Annotated in this window: 17 protein-coding genes; 14 read left to right on the top strand and 3 right to left on the bottom strand. The window is 70.5% G+C overall.

All coding sequences use genetic code 11. The annotated features are described in order from the left end of the window. Positions 1-666: 666 nt before the first annotated feature. The 6 genes from OP04_RS09685 to OP04_RS09660 all read left to right on the top strand — a co-directional run bounded on the left by OP04_RS09685 (position 667) and on the right by OP04_RS09660 (position 8,644). Positions 667-3,024, top strand: coding sequence for a sodium-translocating pyrophosphatase (locus OP04_RS09685; protein WP_033339215.1), 2,358 nt, complete (start codon positions 667-669; stop codon positions 3,022-3,024). Positions 3,025-3,106: 82 nt separating this feature from the next. After that, positions 3,107-3,640, top strand: a complete 534-nt coding sequence (locus OP04_RS09680; RefSeq protein WP_033339214.1) for a hypothetical protein — start codon at positions 3,107-3,109, stop codon at positions 3,638-3,640. 165 nt (positions 3,641-3,805) lie between these two features. Further along, positions 3,806-4,339, top strand: a complete 534-nt coding sequence (locus OP04_RS09675; RefSeq protein WP_232323525.1) for a hypothetical protein — start codon at positions 3,806-3,808, stop codon at positions 4,337-4,339. A gap of 356 nt (positions 4,340-4,695) precedes the next feature. Continuing rightward, positions 4,696-7,554 carry a type I DNA topoisomerase gene (gene topA, locus OP04_RS09670; RefSeq protein ID WP_033339212.1) on the top strand — a complete coding sequence of 953 codons (2,859 nt, stop codon included), beginning with the start codon at positions 4,696-4,698 and terminating at the stop codon, positions 7,552-7,554. A 47-nt stretch (positions 7,555-7,601) separates the two neighbouring features. Further along, on the top strand, positions 7,602-7,985 hold the full coding sequence (locus OP04_RS09665) for a hypothetical protein (protein WP_051797365.1): 384 nt from the start codon (positions 7,602-7,604) through the stop codon (positions 7,983-7,985). After that, positions 7,982-8,644, top strand: a complete 663-nt coding sequence (locus tag OP04_RS09660) for a nucleotidyl transferase AbiEii/AbiGii toxin family protein (RefSeq protein WP_033339211.1) — start codon at positions 7,982-7,984, stop codon at positions 8,642-8,644. Before OP04_RS09665 ends, OP04_RS09660 begins: the two co-directional genes overlap by 4 nt. A gap of 6 nt (positions 8,645-8,650) precedes the next feature. Here OP04_RS09660 and OP04_RS09655 read toward each other — a convergent pair whose 3' ends face one another. Continuing rightward, the gene (locus OP04_RS09655) at positions 8,651-9,970 is read right to left on the bottom strand and encodes a D-arabinono-1,4-lactone oxidase (RefSeq protein ID WP_033339210.1); all 1,320 of its coding nucleotides are present in this window, start codon (positions 9,968-9,970) and stop codon (positions 8,651-8,653) included. 136 nt (positions 9,971-10,106) lie between these two features. Between OP04_RS09655 and OP04_RS09650 the strand changes: the two genes are divergently transcribed. Continuing rightward, positions 10,107-10,736 carry a TetR/AcrR family transcriptional regulator gene (locus OP04_RS09650; protein ID WP_198153781.1) on the top strand — a complete coding sequence of 210 codons (630 nt, stop codon included), beginning with the start codon at positions 10,107-10,109 and terminating at the stop codon, positions 10,734-10,736. A 61-nt stretch (positions 10,737-10,797) separates the two neighbouring features. On the opposite strand, the gene OP04_RS09645 is transcribed toward OP04_RS09650, so the two are convergent. After that, positions 10,798-12,012: an amino acid deaminase/aldolase gene (locus OP04_RS09645; RefSeq protein WP_033339208.1), complete on the bottom strand. Its 1,215-nt coding sequence runs from the start codon at positions 12,010-12,012 to the stop codon at positions 10,798-10,800. Positions 12,013-12,218: 206 nt separating this feature from the next. Between OP04_RS09645 and tmk the strand changes: the two genes are divergently transcribed. From tmk to OP04_RS09610, 7 genes are all read left to right on the top strand, one after another. Beyond that, complete coding sequence (gene tmk / locus OP04_RS09640) at positions 12,219-14,255, top strand: dTMP kinase (RefSeq protein ID WP_085066337.1); 2,037 nt, start codon at positions 12,219-12,221, stop codon at positions 14,253-14,255. Beyond that, entirely contained in the window at positions 14,252-15,475 is a 1,224-nt protein-coding gene (locus OP04_RS09635) for a DNA polymerase III subunit delta' (RefSeq protein WP_033339207.1), read from the top strand. The genes tmk and OP04_RS09635 overlap by 4 nt, the downstream gene beginning before the upstream one ends. 135 nt (positions 15,476-15,610) lie before the next feature. Then, positions 15,611-15,934: a YbaB/EbfC family nucleoid-associated protein gene (locus OP04_RS09630; protein ID WP_033339206.1), complete on the top strand. Its 324-nt coding sequence runs from the start codon at positions 15,611-15,613 to the stop codon at positions 15,932-15,934. Between the two features lie 10 nt (positions 15,935-15,944). Next, positions 15,945-16,244, top strand: coding sequence for a hypothetical protein (locus tag OP04_RS09625; protein WP_033339205.1), 300 nt, complete (start codon positions 15,945-15,947; stop codon positions 16,242-16,244). Position 16,245: 1 nt separating this feature from the next. Beyond that, complete coding sequence (locus OP04_RS09620; RefSeq protein ID WP_051797359.1) at positions 16,246-16,914, top strand: hypothetical protein; 669 nt, start codon at positions 16,246-16,248, stop codon at positions 16,912-16,914. A 50-nt stretch (positions 16,915-16,964) separates the two neighbouring features. Further along, on the top strand, positions 16,965-17,390 hold the full coding sequence (locus OP04_RS09615) for a DUF1801 domain-containing protein (protein ID WP_033339204.1): 426 nt from the start codon (positions 16,965-16,967) through the stop codon (positions 17,388-17,390). 1,159 nt (positions 17,391-18,549) lie between these two features. Next, entirely contained in the window at positions 18,550-19,395 is an 846-nt protein-coding gene (locus tag OP04_RS09610) for a PSP1 domain-containing protein (RefSeq protein ID WP_033339203.1), read from the top strand. Here OP04_RS09610 and OP04_RS09605 read toward each other — a convergent pair. After that, positions 19,392-21,113 (bottom strand): metallophosphoesterase family protein, encoded by a 1,722-nt coding sequence (locus OP04_RS09605; protein ID WP_033339202.1) that lies wholly within the window; start codon positions 21,111-21,113, stop codon positions 19,392-19,394. The two genes, OP04_RS09610 and OP04_RS09605, sit on opposite strands and share 4 nt — an antisense overlap. Between the last annotated feature and the right edge of the window lie 27 nt (positions 21,114-21,140).

Here is a 21,140-nt window from a genome sequence, read left to right as displayed (position 1 = left end):
GGCCATCCGGCACGCCGTCACGCCCGCCTGTGACCCACGTCCGCTCCGCCTCGCGCGGAGGGGTCATGGTGCGGGCGCGAACGGTGGCCGAGATGTCCGTGCGGGGCCGGTACGGACGACCGCGGTGACCCCGCACGAGATCGATGATCGAGCGCGAGGCTGACGGGCGGCCCCCATGGCCGGGTGTGACCGGACGGCCGCGTCGGCCGGCCGCGAGATCGGGCGTTCGCGATGATCGAGACGCAGATCACACCCCGTGATTGCGTACGCCCGAGAATGCCGCACCCCGCCGGTCATCCCCATAAAGGCCGCTAAAACCCGATAAACGCCGGTAGATGCCCCTCCCGAGCTCCCGGCCACAAACCCCCAGGTCACGATCTGATCTTGCGCCGACCAGTTGCGCACACCGACCTGATGACCTTGACTGTGCCTACAGACAAGCCCCGATGGATCCCCGCGGTTAACACAGTTGCCAACATCATCACGACACGATGGCTCCGGCTGTGACCCTCAACACGGGTGACCGCTACAGTACGCGGGTCATTACGTACTGTTTCCGGCCCCGCTGTCCGGTGAGGGCCGGACGCTGCCACGGCCGCGTGGCTGCGGCCACCCGGTTCGTCCGCCGGCTGGTGCGCGCTCGGTAGGAACTTGAGGAGGACATTGATGTCCAAACACGGCTTCGTCGCCGCCGGCGACGGACTGTCCCTTACCGGTACGAATCTCTCGTACGTCGTCGTCGCCGCGGTCATCGCGCTGGTGGCGCTGGGCTTCGCACTCGCGCTCGTCCGCGGTGTGCTCGCAGCCGGTAAGGGAACGACCAACATGCAGGAGATCGCCGGCGCCGTGCAGGAGGGCGCGTCGGCCTATCTCTTCCGCCAGTTCAAGACGCTCGCCGTCTTCGTGGTGATCGCCCTCGTCCTGCTCTTCCTGCTTCCGGTGCACGAGACCGACGGCAACGAGACGCTGGTCAAGATCGGCCGTTCCGCGTTCTTCGTGGTCGGCGCCGTCTTCTCCGCGTTCATCGGTGGCGCCGGCATGGCGCTGGCGACGCGGGCGAACCTGCGCGTGGCCGCCGCGGCCGGTGAGAAGCAGGGCGGTCGCGAGAAGGCGATGCAGATCGCGTTCCGCACCGGCGGCGTCGTCGGCTTCCTCACGGTCGGCCTCGGCCTGGTCGGCGCCTCGCTGGTGGTGCTGCTCTACAAGGGCGACGCGCCCACCGTGCTGGAGGGCTTCGGCTTCGGCGCCGCGCTGCTGGCCATGTTCATGCGGGTCGGCGGCGGCATCTTCACCAAGGCCGCGGACGTCGGCGCCGACCTGGTCGGCAAGGTCGAGCAGGGCATCCCGGAGGACGACCCGCGCAACCCGGCGACCATCGCGGACAACGTGGGCGACAACGTCGGCGACTGCGCCGGCATGGCCGCTGACCTCTTCGAGTCCTACGCGGTGACGCTGGTCGCCGCGCTGATCCTGGGCCGGGCCGCGTTCGGCGAGGACGGCCTGGTCTACCCGCTGATCGTCTCCGCGGTCGGCGTGCTGATCGCGATCGTCGGCGTGTTCATCACCCGGCTGCGCCCGTCCGACCGCAACGGCCTGACCGCGATCAACCGCGCGTTCTACATCTCGGCCGCGCTGTCCGCCGCGCTGGTCGCCGTGGTCACGTTCCTCTACCTGCCGAACTCGTTCCCCGGGTTCGAGGACCCGGCCGTGAGCGCGGAGTTCACCGGCAACCCGCAGGTGCTGGCGATCGGCGCGGTCGTGATCGGCATCGTGCTGGCCGCCGCGATCCAGGCGCTGACCGGCTACTTCACCGAGACCGCGAAGCGCCCGGTGCAGGACATCGGCAAGTCGTCGCTGACCGGCGCCGCGACCGTCATCCTGGCCGGCATCAGCGTCGGCCTGGAGTCCGCGGTCTACTCCGCGCTGGTGATCGGTGCCGGCGTGTTCGGGGCGTACCTGCTGGGCGGCGGCTCGATCATCCTGTCGCTGTTCGCGGTCGCGATGGCCGGCATCGGCCTGCTGACCACGGTCGGCGTGATCGTGGCGATGGACACGTTCGGCCCGATCTCGGACAACGCGCAGGGCATCGCGGAGATGTCCGGCGACGTGGACGAGGCCGGCGCGCAGACGCTCACCGAGCTGGACGCGGTCGGCAACACCACGAAGGCGATCACCAAGGGCATCGCGATCGCGACCGCGGTGCTGGCCGCGACCGCGCTCTTCGGGTCGTACCGGGACACGATCACCACCGCGCTGCGTGACGCGGGCGAGACGCTGTCGATCGACGCGCTGCTCAACGTGTCGGACCCGCGCAACCTGGTCGGCCTGCTGGCCGGCGCCGCGGTGGTCTTCCTCTTCTCCGGTCTGGCGATCAACGCGGTCTCCCGGTCGGCCGGCGCGGTCGTGGTCGAGGTCCGTCGTCAGTTCCGCGAGTTCCCCGGGATCATGGAGGGCACCCAGCGTCCGGAGTACGGCCGCGTGGTCGACATCTGCACCCGGGACGCGCAGCGCGAGCTGCTCACGCCCGGTCTGCTGGCGATCCTGGCGCCGATCGCGGTCGGTTTCGGCCTCGGTCCGGGCGCGCTCGCGTCCTACCTGGCCGGCGCGATCGGCACCGGCACGCTGATGGCCGTGTTCCTGTCCAACTCCGGCGGCGCGTGGGACAACGCGAAGAAGCTGGTCGAGGACGGCGCGCACGGCGGCAAGGGCTCGGAGGCGCACGCCGCGACCGTCATCGGCGACACCGTGGGCGACCCGTTCAAGGACACCGCGGGCCCGGCCATCAACCCGCTGCTCAAGGTGATGAACCTGGTCAGCCTGCTGATCGCGCCCGGTGTGGTGACGCTCACCTACGGCGCGGACGCGAACCTGCCGGTCCGGATCGGGCTGGCCGCGGTGGCGACGCTGATCATCGTGGCGGCCGTGGTGTGGATCAAGCGGAAGCCGATCTCGATGGGCGACGAGCCGCCGGCGCCGACCGCGGGCACCCCGGTGCCGCCGAAGCAGGAGATCGTGAGCGCCTGATCGGCCGAGGATGCCGCCGGGGAGATCGCATGCTTCCCGGCGGCATCGCGCGGTGATGACCCTCAGTCGTACGCTGCTCTCCATGCGCACCCCCCGCATGGTGTCCTGCACCGCGGTCCTCACCTCCCTCGTCCTGTTCCTCGCCGCGTGCGGCGGTGGCGCCACGCCGCAAGTCTGGGCCTCCGAGGTCTGCCAGGCGCTGGGTCCGTGGCGCACCGAGATAAGCACGCTCACCGCCCGCGCCCAGCAGCAGATGAGCGCCGAGACCACGCCCACCGCGGCCAAGGAGAACCTGGCCCGGCTGTTCGAGGGCGCCAAGGACGCGAGCGAGACCGCGCGTGCCGGCGTCGAGGCGGCCGGCGTGCCCGACGTGGACGACGGCGAGAAGGTCGCGCAGGGTTTCCTGATCTCGCTGAGCGGCGTCCGGGACGCCTACGACAAGGCGCTGCAGGGCATCCAGGCGCTGGACACGTCGCAGGCCGGCGCCTTCTACTCCGGCGTCGAGCAGGTGGTCACCACGCTCGACTCGGAGTACGACAAGACCGCGCTCGACACGTCGTCGCTGCAGTCGGAGGAGCTGCGGGAGGCGTTCGACCAGGTGCCGGAGTGTCGTTGAGTGTCGGTCAACCCGCCGATTCCGGGCCTCCCGGACGTACCCCCGCGAGATTTTGATCTTGAAAAGGGCCCACGGCGGAAAAGACACGAGCCACATCAAGATCAAGAGCGCGCCACGGTACGCCCGCAGCCTTCACTTTTCGGGGTGGAGGCCCACGATCCCGGCGTGGCCGATCTGGCCGGACTGCTCGCCGGGCCCGGCGAGATCGTCCGGATGGGAGGCACCGCCCGGGTGTCGCTGACCGTCACGGAGCCCTGGCGCGTGCATGTGCTGGTCCCGGAGATCCTCCGTCGTGGACTGCAGACGACCTGGTCGCATACAGAGGACGAGCGGCTGGAGGTGCGCACCGCCTACGCGACCACGCTGATGCCGCTCGCCCGCGCCTGGCTGCGCGAGCAGGGTGCCCCCAAGCGGCCGCCACGCGCGTTCTTCCTCAACGGCTTCCGGCTCCGGCTCTGGGTCGCGGCGGCCGGAATGCCCGACCCGTCCGGATATGTGCTTCGGCTCGGCGCGGCGGACGAGCCGATCTGGGAGACGGTCCGCGCGGCACTGCACGCGGTCGGACTGCCCAGCCGCCTCACCACGCCGCGTGACGAAGGCCCCGGGCTGCGCATCTCCGGGCGCCGTCGCATCGCCCGTCTCGCGGACCTGGTCGGGACGCGTCCGGACGCCGCGCCCGAGTCAGCGTGGCCACGCTGACCCCCGGTGTACTGTCTAATCTCCGACAGTTACGGTGACTGGATGACCGAGACATAGACCGGCACGATGGTGCAGGTCCGTGCCGAGCGTCTCCGGGCAGCGGACACCGTTGGGGGGAACAGAGGTCGCTCGACCGGCGTTGTCGATCCACGACGCCGGCGGCCCGGTAGCGTGGGGTCGCCGAAAGGTCCCGCGCGACCCTCCGGCCGCAGACCGCGTTACCGTGGATCGGTTGGCGCAGCGGCGCGCATGATCAGCCGTGGCCGATCCGAGACTCGCGCGCTGTCCAGGGCTTCCAGAGCTGAATAGACAGGCGATCCACCAACCGCAGGGGATCCATCGAGGTCAGGAGTAACGTGCCGAGCAACGCCAAGAGCACCCGTCTGGTCATCGTCGAGTCACCGGCGAAGGCTAAGACGATCTCGGGCTACCTTGGCCCGGGTTACGTCGTCGAGGCCAGCTTCGGGCACGTCCGCGACCTGCCCCGCAACGCCGCCGAGGTCCCGGCCGGGTACGAGGACAAGCCGTGGGCACGGCTCGGCGTCGACGTGGACAACGGCTTCACCGCCCTCTACGTCGTCTCGCCGGACCGCAAGAAGCAGGTCACGAAGCTCCGAGCCCTGGTCAAGGACGTCGACGAGGTCCTGCTCGCGACAGATGAGGACCGCGAGGGCGAGGCCATCGCCTGGCACCTGATCGAGACGCTGAAGCCCAAGGTCCCGATCCGGCGGATGGTCTTCCACGAGATCACCAAGCCGGCCATCCAGGCCGCCGTGGCGAACCCGCGCGAGCTCGACCGCGACCTGGTCGACGCGCAGGAGGCCCGCCGCATCCTCGACCGTCTCTACGGCTACGAGGTCTCCCCGGTGCTGTGGAAGAAGGTGCGCACCGGCCTTTCCGCAGGCCGGGTGCAGTCCGTCGCCACCCGCATCGTGGTCGAGCGCGAGCGCCAGCGCATGGCGTTCCGCACCGCCGAGTACTGGGACATTCTGGCCCGCCTCGCCGTCGGCGGCCAGGTCGAGGGCCCGCGCACGTTCAGCGCCTCGCTCATCGCGATCAACGGCGACCGCGTCGCCAGCGGCAAGGACTTCGAGCCGACCACCGGGCAGGTGAAGCCCGGCTCCGGCGTGATCCACCTCGACGGTGACGGCGCCCGTGGCCTGGCCGCCCGCCTGGAGAACCGTCCGTTCCAGGTCATCCGCGTCGAGGAGAAGCCGTACCGGCGGCGGCCGTACGCGCCGTTCATCACGTCCACGCTCCAGCAGGAGGCGGCCCGCAAGCTGCGCTCCAGCTCGCAGCAGACGATGCGCACGGCCCAGCGGCTGTACGAGAACGGCTACATCACCTACATGCGAACCGACTCGGTGAACCTCTCCGAGTCCGCGATCACGGCCGCACGCAGCCAGATCGCCGAGCTCTACGGCGCGTCGAACGTGCCTCCGCAGCCGCGCCGCTACACCGGCAAGGTGAAGAACGCGCAGGAGGCGCACGAGGCGATCCGCCCGGCCGGCGACACGTTCCGCACGCCCGGCGAGGTGGCGAACGAGCTGTCCGGCGAGGAGTTCAAGCTCTACGAGCTGATCTGGCGGCGCACCATCGCGTCCCAGATGACCGACGCGGTCGGCTCGTCCGTCTCGGTGCGCATCCGCGCGATCTCCACCGCCGGGGAGGAGGCCGACTTCGGCGCCACCGGCAAGACGATCACCGACCCCGGCTTCCTGCGCGCCTACGTCGAGTCCTCCGACGACGAGAACGCGGAGGCCGAGGACGCCGAGCGTCGCCTGCCGACCCTGGTCAAGGACCAGCCGCTGACCCCCGAGCAGCTGGACGCGATCGGCCACTCCACCCAGCCGCCGTCCCGCTACACCGAGGCGTCGCTGGTCAAGGCGATGGAGGAGATGGGCATCGGCCGCCCCTCCACCTACGCGTCGATCATGCAGACCATCCAGGACCGCGGCTACGTGACCAAGCGCGGCCAGGCGATGATCCCGTCGTTCCTGGCGTTCGCCGTGGTCGGCCTGCTGGAGCGGCACTACCCCGGCCTGGTCGACTACAACTTCACCGCCTCGATGGAGAACCAGCTCGACGAGATCGCCGGCGGCGACGCCCGGTCCGCCGACTTCCTCACCGCGTTCTACTTCGGCAGCGGTGCCGGCGCGGAGGCGTCCATCGCCAAGGCCGGCGGCCTGAAGAAGCTGGTCACGGAGAACATCGCGGAGATCGACGCGCGCAGTGTCAACTCCATCCCGCTGTTCCGGGACGCGGAGGACCGCGACGTCGTGGTCCGCGTCGGCCGCTACGGGCCGTACCTGCAGCGCACCCACCACACCGACGACCCGTCCGCCGAGCCGGACGAGGCCGACCGCGCGTCGTTCCCCGAGGCGCTCGCGCCGGACGAGCTGACGCCGGAGAAGGTCGACGAGCTGTTCCTCGGCGGCGCCGGCAGCGAGCGCAAGCTCGGCGAGCACCCGGAGACCGGCGAGCCCGTGCTGCTCAAGGCCGGCCGCTTCGGGCCGTACGTGTCCAGCGGCGACAAGAACTCCTCGCTGCTCAGCAGCCAGAAGCCGGACGAGCTGACGCTTGCGGACGCGCTCCGCCTGCTCTCGCTGCCGCGCCTGGTCGGCGTGGCCCCGGACGGCGCGGAGGTGTTCGCGCTCTCCGGCCGCTACGGGCCGTACGTGAAGAAGGGCGACGACTCCCGCTCGCTCGACAACGAGGAGCAGATCTTCACGGTCACGCTGGACGACGCGCTGGCCCGCCTGGCCGCGCCGAAGACGCGTGGTGCCCGCCGTGCCGCCGCCCCGCCGCTGCGCGAGATGGGCAACGACCCCGCGACCGAGAAGCCGCTGGTCATCAAGGACGGCCGGTTCGGCCCCTACGTGACGGACGGCGAGTTCAACGCGTCGCTGCGCCGCAGCCAGACCGTCGAGGCACTGTCGCTGCAGGAGGCCAGCGAGATGCTGGCCGAGAAGCGCGCCAAGGGCCCGGCGAAGAAGCGTGCGGTGAAGAAGGCCCCGGCCAAGAAGGCGGCGGACGGCGCCCCGGTCAAGAAGGCCACCGCGGCGAAGAAGACGGCGGCGAAGAAGACCACGACGGCCGCGAAGAAGACGACCGCGGCGAAGAAGGCCACCGCGACCAAGACGACGACGGCGGCCGCGAAGAAGGCGCCGGCGAAGAAGGCCGCACCCGCGAAGGCGACCACCGACGCCTCCTGAGAGTGACGGCCCCTCATGATCTAGGGGTACAGACGTACGATGGCCGGGTGACCCGTTGGACAGGAACCCGGCCCGGCAAGGCGGTCGTGGTCATCAAAGACCTGGCCGCACTGCACGGCCCGACCACCGGCACCGTGACGCTGCCCCACCACCTGATGTGGCAGGCGGACCGTACGTTCGACCTTGATGATCCAGGCACGCTGCAGTGGCTGTACGAGATAGTTCTGCGCGAGGCCCGAGGTTCTGCCGATCTCGTCGAGTGGCTTGACAGCCGGATGTTGCACGCATGCTGGCCGTCGCTCTACCTGCCCCATGGCATCCGTCATGTCTGGGAGATGTCGCACCCTTCCCTGAGCAATGCGCGCGAGGCTTCGCCGGTCCAGGCGAATCCGACCTATGTGCGATGGCTTGCCCAGCAGCAGGCTGCATGACCGACGATCGTTTCGCGTTACGTATCGAACTGGCTCGGCGCGCCTTGGAAGTGATCGACGATCAAGGCTTCGCGCTCGGTGGAGGTCAAGCGCTCGTCGCTCACGGACTGGTTCAGCGCCCCACCGAAGACATCGACCTTTTCACCGATCGAGAGGGCGGCGTACGCGAGGCGGCTCCAGCGATCAGTGATGCGCTGGCTGCTTGCGGGTTCGAGGTGGCCCACATCGGCGATGACGCCGATCCCATGGATGCCTTCTACGGCATGGACGATGCCTTCGAAGAGTTCGAAGTGAGGGCGGGTGAGGCCACGGTGCATATATCGCTGGCCTGCATGCCGCGCCAGCGGTTGCCGGTGCAGATGGAGGTCGGTCCTGTCGTCCACCTCGATGATCTGCTCGGATCGAAGTTCTGCGCGCTGGCGGGCCGCAGCGAGCCTCGCGATTTCATCGATGTGGCCGCCGCGCTCGACCGGGGATTCCGGCGTGACCGGATACTGGAGCTGGCGCACGAGCACGAGCCGATATTGGCCGAAGATGAGATTGCGGCTGCGATGCGGCGTTTGGACGGACTCCCGGACGCGAGATTCGCGCGTTACGGCTTGGACCAGGCGGCGATAGCCCGAATGCGCGCGGCTTTCGCGGACTGGCCACGCGACTGACGCTCGTCAGTCGCCGAGCACCCGGGTCGTGTATTCGTTCGTGAAGACGCGGCCTGGATCCAGCCGGTCCCGGACCGCCAGGAAGTCGTCGAAGCGCGGGTAGGCCTCCCGCAGGGACGCCGCGTCCCGATAGTGCAGCTTGCCCCAGTGCGGGCGCCCGCCCAGTGACGCCGCCACCTTCTCGAACGCCCGGAAGTACGGCTCGTACGGCGCCCCCACGTACTGGTGGATGGCCAGGTAGGCCGACTCCCGCCCGTATCCGTGCGAGAGCCAGATGTCGTCCGGTGCCGTGAACCGGATCTCGACCGGGAACTGCACCTTGAACGGCATGGACGCCACGATGTGCTGCAACGCGGCCAGCGCCTCCGGCAGTGCGGCGCGCGGCACCCCGTACTCCATCTCGGTGAACCTGACCCGCCGCGGCGTGCAGAACACCCGGTCGGAGCGGGCCGTGTAGGTGCGCTCGGTGAGCGCCCGCGCCGAGACGGCCTGCACGGTCGGCACCACGGCCGGAACGAGGCGACCCAGCCGGCACGCCCCCGCGTACACCGTGTTGGACAGGAACTCGTCGTCCAGCCAGGCGCGGAACCGGCTCAGCGGCGCGTCGTCCAGCGCGACCCTGTTGTTCGTCTTGGCCTGCACCCGATCGGTGTACGGGTACCAGTAGAACTCGAAGTGATCGTTCGCGGCGATCCGCTCGTCCAGGTCGCCCAGCACGTCCGTGAGCAGCGCCGGTGCCTCGTGCGCCCGCAGCACGAACGCGTCCACGCAGCGCAGCGTCACCTCGGTGATGACCCCCAGCGCCCCGATTCCGACCCGGGCCGCACGGAACAGATCAGCGTTGGACGACGCGGAGCACCGCACCACCTCACCCGACCCCGTGACCAGCGTCAACGCCTCCACGAACGTGGAGAGGCAGCCGTATCCGGCGCCGGTCCCGTGCGTACCCGTGGAGATGGCTCCGGCAATGGTCTGGACGTTGATGTCGCCGAGGTTCGGCATCGCGAGACCGTGCCCGGCCAGCTCCTCGTTGAGCAGGCAGAGGTCGGTGCCGGCGTGCACGGTGACCAGCCGCGCCTCCCGGTCGACCGAGATCAGGCCGCTCATCCGGCGGAGGTCGACCTGGATGTCATCCGCGAGTGCGGCGGCGGTGAACGAATGACCGGTGCCGACGGGCTTGACGCGGCGCCCTTCCGTGGCGGCATTCTGGACCAGGGCGACGATCTCGTCGGTGCTGACCGGTGTCACTGACAGGGCGGGCGTGACCTGCTGGTTACCGGCCCAGTTGGACCAGGGCCGGGTGGGTGTCGGTGCTGTGCGGGTCAAGTCAGCCCCCCAGTGTCACGCCTAACGTGAGTTGAATTCATATCAGCACGAGGACGGAGAGTAAACACCTTGCGGCTTCTCGCTCGTTAAGCCGAGTAACCTTTGTTTTCTCTCTGCCGAAAGGGAGTTGCGACGCGTGTCGACAACAGCTGTCACCGCCGGACCCCTACGTCGCGTGCCCGTTCAGGGACGCAGCGTAGCGCGGGTCCAGCGCATGCTCGACGCCTGTGCCGAGCTTGTCGACGAGGTCGGCTACGAGGGACTGACCACGACGCTGCTCGCTGAGCGCGCCGAGGTGGCCATTGGCTCGGTCTACCAGTTCTTCCCCGACAAGCGGGCCATCGTGCAGGCACTCGCCCTGCGCAACATGGAGGCCTACCTCGATCGCCTGTCCACCCGGTTCGCCGCCGGGAACCTCGCCCAGTGGTGGGACGGGGTGGATGCCGCCATAGACGAGTTCATCGGCATGCACCGCACCGTCGCCGGGTTCCGCACGCTGCACTTCGGCGACGTCGTCGACGTGCATCTGCTGGACGAGGAGCGCGACAACAACGTGGTCATCGCCAACCGGATCGCCGAGGTGCTGCACGAGCAGTTCGCGGTCGCGGACACGCCCAAGCTGCGGTTCGCGCTGGAGATCGCCGTGACCACGGCCGACTCCCTGATCAAGCTCGCGTTCCGGCGCGACGCGGACGGCGATCCGCAGATCATCCAGGAGTCCAAGACGCTGATCCGGGACTACCTCCAGTCCCACGTCGGCATCTGATCAACAAAAACTGAAAATCAGGCGGGGGTACGACCACAGCCGCGCCCCCGCCGGTAAAGACCTATCCCAGGAACGCGTGCCCCTCACCGCGATAGGTCGGCACGGTCGCGGTCACCGCGTCGCCCTCCACCAGGTGCAGCTCGTTGACGTGCTCACACAGCTCACCGGCCTTGGCGTGGCGGAACCAGACGCGGTCGCCGGGCTGCAGCGAGTCCGCCGCCGCGCCGGTCAACGGCGTCTGCACCTCGCCCGGCCCCTCCGTCCCGATGTAGCTCAGACCCTCCGGCAGCCACGGCCGCGGCAACCGGCTCTTCTCGGCAGGTCCGGACGCCACCCAGCCACCGCCGAGCACGGTCGCGATGCCCTCGGCGGGCCGCCGGACCACCGGCAGCCCGAAAAACGCGGCCGGCTCGGGCTGCCACGCGCGGTACGCGTCGAACAGCGTCGGACCGTACAGCCCGGACCCGGCGGTCACCTCCGTGACGGACGGGTCCTGCGAGGTCGCGGCCACGCTGCCGGTGCCGCCGCCGTTGACGTACTCCAGGTCGGTCAGCGCGCGCACGGCCGACACCGCGGCCACGCGCCGGGGCAGCAGCTCCGCGCCGGAGCGCTTCTGCATGGCCCGGATGATCGCGCCCCGGGCCGCCTGCCGGGGCGGCGCGTCGCCGAGGCCGGCGATCTGTGCCTCGTAGGCCATCAGCCCGACCAGCCGGAAGCCCTTGCGCCGCGCTACGTGCTCGGCGAACCGGCCGGCCTGCGTGGCCGAGTGCACCGGTGAGCGCCGCACGCCCACGTGCACCCGCCCGCCGAGCGGCCGCCAGGACGCGTCCAGGTCCAGGCAGAGGCGGATTTCCTCGCGCTGGTCCGGCGCGGCGACCGCGTCCATCAGGTCCAGCTGGGCCGGGCTGTCGGCCATGATCGAGATCGCGGCCGCCAGCTTCGGATCGGCGCCGAGTTCCGCGATCGCGGGCCGGCTGACCGTCGGATAGGCGACCAGCACGTCGTCGCTCACACCGGAGCGGACCAGCCAGATCGCCTCCGGCAGCGTGTACGCCATCACGCCCGCCCACCCGGGCCGGGCCAGCACCCGGTCCAGGAGCGTGCGGCAGCGTACCGATTTTGCGGCGACCCTGATCGGTTTTCCACCGGCGCGCGCGGTCAGCGCGTCCGCGTTGGCGTCGAAGGCGGCCAGGTCGACCACGCCGATCGGCGGGTCCAGGTGTGCGGTGGCGCGGTCGAGTCGCGTGCGCAGCGCTTCACGGTCCGAGGGAGACACGTGCGTACGGTATCGAGGTCCGCCGGACAATGCGAGTCTCCTTCACGTATGACTGACACCCGTCAGGGTGCGATCAGGGGAAACTGGGGGCCGGAGGCGACCCGGGCCGCGACTAGAGTGTTCTGCCGGGGGCGCCCAGCGAGGGGCCGGCACGCGGAGGTACGGCCATCGAGAATCAAGCTGGCGGACAGGTCGACCTGTCCGGGATGAAAGCGCTCCGCTCGGTCATGCGCATCCGGCCGTTCCGGCGGCTGTGGATCGTGCTCGCCTTCGCCTCCCTCGGCGACTGGCTCGGCCTGCTGGCCACCGCCATCTTCGCATCCGCGCAGGTCACCGGCTCGGCCGCGAAGGGCCTGGTGTTCGGCTCCACGATCGCGGTGCGGCTGCTCCCGGCGCTGGTGCTCGGCCCGGTGGCCGGCGTGCTGGCCGACCGTTTCGACCGCCGCCTCACCATGGTGGTCTGCGACATCCTCCGCTTCCTGCTCTTCCTCTCCATCCCGGTCACCGCGCTGATCGTGGACAACGCCGGCGTGATCGTCACCTGGGCCGCGATCGCCACGTTCCTGATCGAGTCGATCACGCTGATCTGGATCCCGGCGAAGGAAGCCGCGGTGCCGAACCTGATTCCCCGCGCCCGCCTGGAGATCTCCAACCAGCTGTCACTGATCACCACCTACGGGATCACCCCGGTGATCGCCGCGCTCAGCCTCTCCGGGCTGGACGCGTTCGTCCGCTCCGGCATCGTCCCGCCGCCGCCGTCGTGGGGCGAGCCGGCCCAGGTGGCGCTCTACTTCAACGCGTTCACCCGGCTCGCCATCGCGATCGTGGTCTTCTTCGGCATCAAGGAGATCAGCGGCCGCGCCGACCGCCGCGAGGGGGTCCGCGAGCAGGGAATGTTCGGCCAGTTCGTGGACGGCTGGAAGTACGTCGGCAAGACCCCGATGGTCCGCGGCCTGGTGCTCGGCATCCTCGGCGCGTTCGGCGGCGGCGGAATCGTGATCGGCACCGCCCGGTTCTTCACCGCCTCGCTCGGCGCCGGCGACGCCGCGTTCTACCTGCTCTTCGGCACGCTCTTCATCGGCCTCGGCGCGGGCATCGGCCTCGGCCCGGTGATCATCCGCGACCTGTCCCGGCGCCGCTGGTTCGGCATGAGCATCGTGCTGGCCGCCGGGTCCGTGATGTTCCTGGCGTTCGCCATCCACCTGGCCATGGCCATTCTCGGCGCGCTCATGGTCGGCGCGGGCGCGGGCATGGCGTTCCTGGCCGGCACCACGCTGCTCGGCGGCGAGATCGGCGACGACGTGCGCGGCCGCGTCTTCGCCGTGGTCAACACCGGCACCCGCATGATCCTGATGCTGGCGATCGCGCTCTCCGGCGTGATCGTGGGCGCGGGCGGCTCCCGCCGGGTGGACATCGCGGGCGTCAGCGTCTCGTTCTCCTCCACCCGCGCGCTGCTGCTGATCGCGGGCGCGGTCGGCATCGTGGCCGGGATCAGCGCGTTCCGGCAGATGGACGACAAGCGCGGCGTACCCGTGCTGGCGGACCTGTGGGGCTCGATGCGCGGGCGCCCGCTCTCCGCCTCCGAGCCGCGCGACGCGGCCGGGCTCTTCGTGGTCTTCGAGGGCGGCGAGGGCGCGGGCAAGTCCACCCAGGTCAAGCAGCTCGCCGAGGCGTTGCGCGGGCACGGGCGGACCGTGGTGGTCACGCGCGAGCCCGGCGCCACCGAGATCGGCGCGGAGATCCGCAACCTGGTGCTGCACAGTTCGCCGCCGTCCCCGCGCGCGGAGGCGCTGCTCTACGCGGCCGACCGCGCCCACCACGTCGCCACCGTGGTCCGGCCGGCGCTGCGCCGCGGTGAGGTGGTGATCAGCGACCGCTACATCGACTCGTCGCTGGCGTACCAGGGCGCCGGCCGTACCCTCCCGGTCGAGGAGATCTCCTGGTTGTCCTCCTGGGCGACCGGCGGCCTCAAGCCGGACCTGGTGGTGCTGCTCGACGTGGACCCGGCCGTCGGCCTGGCCCGTGCGGTCGGCCGCGGCGAGGGCGCGGACCGGCTGGAGAGCGAGGCGATGGCGTTCCACGAGCGCGTGCGGTACGCCTTTCTCGACCTCGCCGCCGCCGACCCGCGCCGCTACCTGGTGCTGGACGCGTCCCGCACGCCGGACGAGCTCGCCGGCGACGTCGCGGCCCGGGTGCTGAGCCTGACCCACGAATCCGACGATCTGGAGAGGACGGCGGCCTGATGGACGTCTTCGCGGCGCTGGTCGGCCAGGAGGCGGCCACCGTGACGTTCCGGCGCGCGGCCGCGGAGGCGGACGCGCTGGTCAAGGCCGGCCGGGGCCTGGGCACGGAGGAGAACGCGCAGTCCGGTGCCCGTACCGGCGCGATGACCCACGCCTGGATCGTCACCGGCCCGCCCGGCTCCGGCCGACTGGAGGCCGCACGCGCGTTCGCGGCCGCGCTGCAGTGCCGCACCGGCACCGGCTGCGGCGAGTGTCCCGGCTGCCACACCACGCTGACCGGCAGCAACGCGGACGTGCGGATGGTCGTGCCGGAGGGCCTCTCCATCGCGGTCGCGGACATGCGGGCGCTGGTGATGCGCGCCGGCACGGCCCCGTCCGGCGGCCGGTGGCAGGTGGTCGTGGTCTCGGACGCGGACCGGCTCACCGAGGGCGCCGGAAACGCGCTGCTCAAGGCGATCGAGGAGCCCTCCCCACGCACGGTCTTCCTGCTCTGCACGCCGTCCACCCACCCGGACGACATCTCGGTGACCATCCGCTCCCGCTGCCGCGTCGTGCCGCTGGTCCAGGCCCGGCCGGAGGCGCTGGCCGCCGCGCTCGCCGAGGGCCAAGGCGTCGCGCCGGACGTGGCCGCCTGGGCCGCCGCGGCCGCGCAGGGCGACGTGGAGCTGGCCCGGCGGCTGGCCGGCGACCCGGAGGTGCGCAAACGCCGCGAGGCCGTGCTCACCGTGCCGCGCAAGCTGACCAGCGTGGGTGCCTGCTTCGACGCCGCGTCCGCGCTGATCGAGTCCGCGGAGGCGGAGGCGGCCGCGCTGGTCGCGGAGATGGACAGCGGCGAGCGCGCCGACCTGGAGCGCGCGCTCGGCGCCGGTGGCACCGGCCGGGGCGCGGCCGGGGCGATGCGCGGCGCGGCCGGCCAGCTCAAGGACCTGGAGAAACGGCAGAAGTCCCGGGCCACCCGCGCGCAGCGCGACGCGCTGGACCGCGCGCTGGTCGACCTGGCCGGCTTCTACCGCGACGTGCTGGCCGTGCAGTTCGGCGCACCGGTCCGGCCGGTGCACGGCGACACCGCGGCGAACGCGAAGGCCGCGGCCGGGAAGTGGACCGCGGAGAGCACGCTGCGCCGGCTGGAGGCGGTGCTCGGCTGCCGCGAGGCCATCACGCTGAACGTCAAACCGAGGATCGCGGTCGAGGCGATGATGCTGTCCCTCTGGCGCGGTTGAGCCATGTATGGTTTTCGATGCGATGGGATTTTCAGTCTGCGCTAGTCCAGGAGGGATGGGGATTACATCGGCGGCCGTTCGGCGGTAGTGTGCTCACCCGTAACGGAGGGCACACAGACGGTGAGGGAGCCGTGAATGCCCCGCGAAATCGACGAGGCATGGGTTGACGAGGCCATCGCGCGCTATCGGCGGATCCAGACCGCGCAGGCCGACTTTGACCGGGCCGCACAGGCGGTCGCGGTGACCGTCCGCTCCTCGGACGGCACGGTGGAGGTCGACGTCACCGCCGCCGGCGCCATCACGGACGTGCGGGTGCTCGGCGCACTGCACGGCCGCACCAACCGGGACCTGTCCGCGGCGCTCACCGACGCGGTCACCGGCGCGAGCGAGGCCGCGCGCTGGGCCCGGGAGAAGCTCCGCGCCGAGGTCTTCGCGGACTACCCGTCCCTGACCGACTGAGGAGCCAACGATGGAGAGCATGCACGAGGCCGCGGACCGGCTCGACGACGCCGCCTCGACCCTCGACTCGGCGTACCGCAAGCTCGTCGACCTGGAGACCGCCACCTGGATCGGCCAGAACGCCCCCGGCCGCCTCGGCGAGCTGCACCGCTCGCTGAGCACCCAGTGGACCCGCGTGGTGGAGGGCCACGCCCGTGAGGCCGCGTCCACCGCCGCCCGCCTCGCCGGCGCCGCCGAATCACTGCGCATCGCCGCATCCGCCTACGCCGAGGCCGACCACTTCCCGTCGATGTCCCGAGGCGTTTCCTGACATGGACCAACTGGACGCCCTGTCCGAACCCGCCGCGGACCTGCTGCAACGCGTCGACGACGCCCTCCACACGCACGGCGCCCCCACCGAGCACCGCCTCTGGCCGCTCCTGCGCCGCCTCGGCGCGCTCACGCTCCCGTCCGTCGAGGCGATCACCGCGCTGCGCCCCGCCCCACTGCTCGCCGCCGGCGCGTCCCTGCGCCAGATCAGCCGGGAGTACGCGGACGCCCGCACCGCCATCGGCACACCCCGCGACTGGGAGGGCGCGGGCGCGCAAGCCTACGAGCGCTACCGGGCCGGCCTCGCCGACCACCTGGCCGGCAGCGCCGCCAGCATGGCCGGCCACCTCCAGGCCACCGCGGACTACACGGCCGCGCTCGACGCCTGGATCGCCACGTCCCGTACCGCGCTCGCCTCGGTCCTCGCCGCGTCCCTCGCCTCCGCCGAGGCCGTCACGCTGGTCGCCCCGTCACCCGACGGCGAGCTCGAGGTGGCCACCGCCGCCGCGGAGATCGCCGCCCGCGTGCTGTCCGTGATCGCGGACATCCTGGACGCCGGCGACTCACTGCACGCGGCGTGGAACACCAGGCTCGCCGGCATCGGCTACCACGACCCCGGCGACGAGCCCCCGTCCATGCCGGACAGCGGCGTGCTGCGCACCCGATACTGAGTTCGCGCGTCCGTGCGACAGACCACCCTCCCGCGGCCTAGCGTGGTCCCATGCCGAAGACCGTGCAGAACCAGGCGAGCGTGCCCGACTTCCTGGCCTCCGTCACCGACGCCCGCCGCCGCGAGGACGCGGAGACCGCCTGCGCGCTGATGGCCGACGTCACCGGCGCCGACCCGGCCATGTGGGGCGCCAGCATCGTCGGCTTCGGCGCCTACCGCTACGAATACGCCTCCGGCCGCAGCGGCGACTGGCCCGCCGTCGCCTTCTCGCCCCGCCGCGCCGCGCTCACGTTCTACCTGATGCCCGGCTTCCCCGGCTACGACACCCTCCTGGCCCGCCTCGGCCCCCACTCCCTCGGCAAGTCCTGCCTCTACATCAAGCGTCTGGCCGACGTGGACAGCGAGACCCTCCGCGACCTCATCGCCGCCGCCTTCACCCACGTCAACGGCCAGACCCTCACCTCCGAACCCTCCTGACCCCCCACCTTCGGCCCTCGATCGCCCGCGCCGGGTCCGAGAAGACCCAAGATCCAGATCCCGATCTTCCCGCTCTGCGGGTGTCGCTGCGCATGCCGCGTCTCGCGCCTTCGGTCCTGCCGTGGTTCCGGAATCCCTACGCGGTCCCCGTCGCTGCGCATGCCGCGTCTCGCGCCTCCGGTCCCGCGCCGGTATTACTGACCTTTCGGCGTCGAGGTCCGGACCCGCCACGATCAAGCGGGCGCTCCGCGCCCGAAATTTCACACTAAGGCGCCCACACGCAGAGCGTGACCTTCGTTGATCATGGCCGTATGTACGTTTTCCACGCTTCACGTGCCTGAGACCGTGGAAAACGTACATACGCCCACGATCAGGGGCGGTGATTGCCGCCATGTCGCGCCGCAAGAGCCACAAAACGGGCGTTCATCGTGCCCGGTCCGCATACGGATGGTGAATCCCGAGACCTCGGCATCTCGGCGGAGGCACTGCCATCGACGAAAGTATTTATATGTCGATATTTCGGGCATCGGGCGGCCAGTCCTTGTGCCAGGCATGACAAGACATGGGGCAACGGGACCGTGTGGATCTCGACCTCGGCGAGCGTGGGAATTTTGACCCTGAGGTGTCGACCGTACTGCGGAGGTCGGTCGAGGCTCTCAGCCTTGACAGGTCACCGCGCCCGTCCTCACGTCGATCATGACGAATGCGCCCTGCGTGCCGGGCGGAAGCGGCATCGGGGTCTCACAGGACCACGGCGTTGCCGGCGAGGGCTGCACGGCGGGGAGGTGGCCGGCCAAAAGTGCGAGCGCGATCAGCAACGTGAGCCGCGGACCCCCGCGAGACGCCGCGGCACGGTGAGGCGCGGGAGGTCTGTCGAGGTCGATGTCCGGCACGGGACAAATGCTAGAGGGAGGCGACGGTGTCGCGGGGCGGGGTGGCTGGTGCCAGCGGCCGCTCCGGCCGCGACACCGCCGCCGTTTCCTGCACCCCCCGCAGGTCCTGTGAACGTCTGTTCAACTCCGCGGCGGCAGAGTGGTCACGGGCACCAGCACTGTCCTGGCTGGACGGACGCCGAACGATGGCCGAACGTATCGACTGGGACAAATCGACGCGAGATTGGGCACTGCCCGATGGTCGGCTCACGACGTAGGGTGAGGGGATGGGGATGCTGTGCGCGGTAAGTTTCAACCGTTATGGGCGCCTGTATTACCTGGATCCGGGCGATTTGCGGCCCGTCGTGGGCGATAAGGTGCTGGTGCCCACGGACGATGGGCCGGAGGTTGCCGAGTGCGTCTGGGCCGCTCAATGGGTGACCGAGGAGACGGACGGCTTCCCCCGTCTGGCCGGCCTGGCCACCGCGCAGGATCTTGAGCGCGACGAGAATCAGCGGCGACGCAAGGCCGAGGCCAAGGTCGCGGCGAAGCGGCTGATCCGCGAGCACAACCTGCCGATGAAGGTCGTGGCGATCGACCACGTGCTCGAGTCGACCGGCGGGAACGGTGGCGCGCGGACCACGATCTACTTCACGGCGCCGCACCGCGTCGACTTCCGCTCGCTGGTGCGTGACCTCGGCGCCACGCTGCACTGCCGCGTCGAGCTGCGGCAACTGTCGGCCCGAGACTCCGCGCGCGTGCAGGGCGGCATCGGCTCGTGCGGGCGTGACCTGTGCTGCGCCACGTTCCTGACCGACTTCGAGCCGGTGACCATCCGGATGGCGAAGGACCAGGAGCTGCCACTCAACCCGCTGCGCATCTCCGGCGCGTGCGGCCGCCTGATGTGCTGCCTCAAGTACGAACATCCGCTGTACCAGAAGTTTCAGGCCAGCGCGCCCGCGGTCGGCTCCCGCGTCACCACCGACCAGGGCGACGGCAAGGTCGTCGGCCACAGCGTCCCCCGGGACGAGGTCGTCGTCCGGCTGGACTCGGACGGCTCGCGCTGCTCCTGCTCACGTGCCTCCGTGTGCGGGCCGCGTCAGGCGCACGACGCGACGTACCCCCAGGGTTAGATCGTGATCGGCGACTCCTCGGCCAGGTGGGGGCGCAGCGGGGTGCCGGGCTCGATCCAGGGCGAGTCCTCGGGCGCGTCCGGCGCCGCCGACCAGCGGCGGTTCACCTTGCGCAGCGCGATGGGATAGACGGTCAGCGTGCCGTCGCGGCCGATGTGCAGGCGGAGGAAGGACTTCGAGTCGTCGATGCTCTGGCCGGCGAAGAGCTCGTTCACGTTGACCGTGAAGAAGCCGGCGATGACCAGGTAGAGCGCCAGCAGCTCGGTGCCCAGGAAGCCGGCGACCGGTCCGTAGATGACGGCAGCGGTGACGACCTGCCACTCCCAGCCGGAGAGCGGGCTGGCCAGCCAGGCCCAGGTGCCGAGCGCGCCCAGCGCCACGTGCGCCAGGCCGTGCGCTATGCCGATCAGCCAGTGCTTCGCGTACCCCCTCAGGCCGATCTTGGGGGGTTTCGAGAACGCGATCGTGGCGCCGAGGATGAAGACGAGCATCAGGCCGAGCGGGAGCGTCAGGAGCTGTGGCGACTGCTCCTCACCGCGCACGGCGCCGCTCATGGTCAGCATGAGCATGGTGTGGATGATGCCGATGAACGTGGCGAAGCCCGGATTGCGGTGCGGCAGACGCCAGAAGATGCTCCAGGTATACGCCCGGGACTCCTTCACCGTCGGGAAACGCCCCTTGATCGCATAGTCGCGGGGCTTGCTCGCGTGCCGGACCAGCGTGTCGCGCGGCGGCACCGTGATCGTCTCCGGCAGCCGGTGCGTGGCGACCAGGTAGGCGCCGCCGCCACCGCACGTGATCAGCTCGCGGTCCTCGCCGGAGTAGCGCGCGTAGTGGTGCAGGTCGCCGCTGAGCATCAGGCGCACCTGCGCGCCGGTCGGCGCCAGCACCTTGCGGACGAAGTAGTCGACGGAGTCGTAGGCGCCGGGCCGGTCGGCGGCCTTCACCCAGGTCGGCGCCGGCACCGCCAGGATGATCCGATCGTCCGGGTGGATGCGCGTCGCGATCTCCTGGAAGTATTCGAGCTGCGGATCGTCGATGTAGGAGCCGGCCTGCTCGTCCAGCCCCAGCAGCCACCAGCCGTGCGGCAGCTTGACAGCGAAGTAGGAGCGGCGCTGCTCCGTCCGCCACCCGCCGAACTCCGCGTTCCGCTTCCGCGCGAAGAGCCGCAGGAACGCGGTGAGCCCGTCATACCAGTCATGATTGCCCGGCACCGCGAACAGCGTCGGCTGCGGACCCTCGCGCGGCGCGACCGGCATCGCGGCCTCGTACGGGCCCTTCGACCGGTTCTCATACGCCTCGCCGCTGGCCGTCGGGTAGACCTGATCGCCGCCCATCACCAGCAGTTGCCCGCGCGGCAGCGGCCGATCCACCCCATCCGGCTGCAACTGCGGCTGGGCCAGCAGGTAGGCGATCGAATAGGTCGAATCGAACCCGTCACCCAGGTCGGCCACATAATCCAGCCACAACTCGTCGCCGGCGCTGTGGTCGTGATCAGGCACCGGGCCGAGCGCGATCTGCAGCTCGCGCTTGTCCAGATAGGCCCCGAAGAGGAACGCCAGCAGGGTGCGCAAACCCGCGTTGATCAGCAGCAACGGCGCAAGCCACGGCACCGGCGGCTGCGGCGTGAAACCGAGCTCACGCGGATCGAGGGACGCGGGACGTGGCCGGATGCGAGGCTGCGCCTCCGCCGGCACCTCAGTGGGATCGACGCTCACGTATCAGAACCTATCCGGCCCGGAGAG

This window comes from Catenuloplanes japonicus, from assembly GCF_000717135.1.
GTDB lineage: Bacteria > Actinomycetota > Actinomycetes > Mycobacteriales > Micromonosporaceae > Catenuloplanes > Catenuloplanes japonicus.
The sequence above is the reverse complement of the archived record's forward strand: the minus strand, read 5'-3'. Positions and strand labels throughout refer to the sequence as shown.

What these genes read in the sequence shown, in the direction of transcription:
- OP04_RS09685 (WP_033339215.1), top strand. Translation starts at nt 667, where the DNA reads ATGTCCAAACACGGCTTCGTCGCCGCCGGCGACGGACTGTCCCTTACC.
- OP04_RS09680 (WP_033339214.1), top strand. Translation starts at nt 3,107, where the DNA reads ATGCGCACCCCCCGCATGGTGTCCTGCACCGCGGTCCTCACCTCCCTC.
- OP04_RS09660 (WP_033339211.1), top strand. Translation starts at nt 7,982, where the DNA reads ATGACCGACGATCGTTTCGCGTTACGTATCGAACTGGCTCGGCGCGCC.
- tmk (WP_085066337.1), top strand. Translation starts at nt 12,219, where the DNA reads ATGAAAGCGCTCCGCTCGGTCATGCGCATCCGGCCGTTCCGGCGGCTG.
- OP04_RS09630 (WP_033339206.1), top strand. Translation starts at nt 15,611, where the DNA reads ATGCCCCGCGAAATCGACGAGGCATGGGTTGACGAGGCCATCGCGCGC.
- OP04_RS09625 (WP_033339205.1), top strand. Translation starts at nt 15,945, where the DNA reads ATGGAGAGCATGCACGAGGCCGCGGACCGGCTCGACGACGCCGCCTCG.
- OP04_RS09620 (WP_051797359.1), top strand. Translation starts at nt 16,246, where the DNA reads ATGGACCAACTGGACGCCCTGTCCGAACCCGCCGCGGACCTGCTGCAA.
- OP04_RS09615 (WP_033339204.1), top strand. Translation starts at nt 16,965, where the DNA reads ATGCCGAAGACCGTGCAGAACCAGGCGAGCGTGCCCGACTTCCTGGCC.
- OP04_RS09610 (WP_033339203.1), top strand. Translation starts at nt 18,550, where the DNA reads ATGGGGATGCTGTGCGCGGTAAGTTTCAACCGTTATGGGCGCCTGTAT.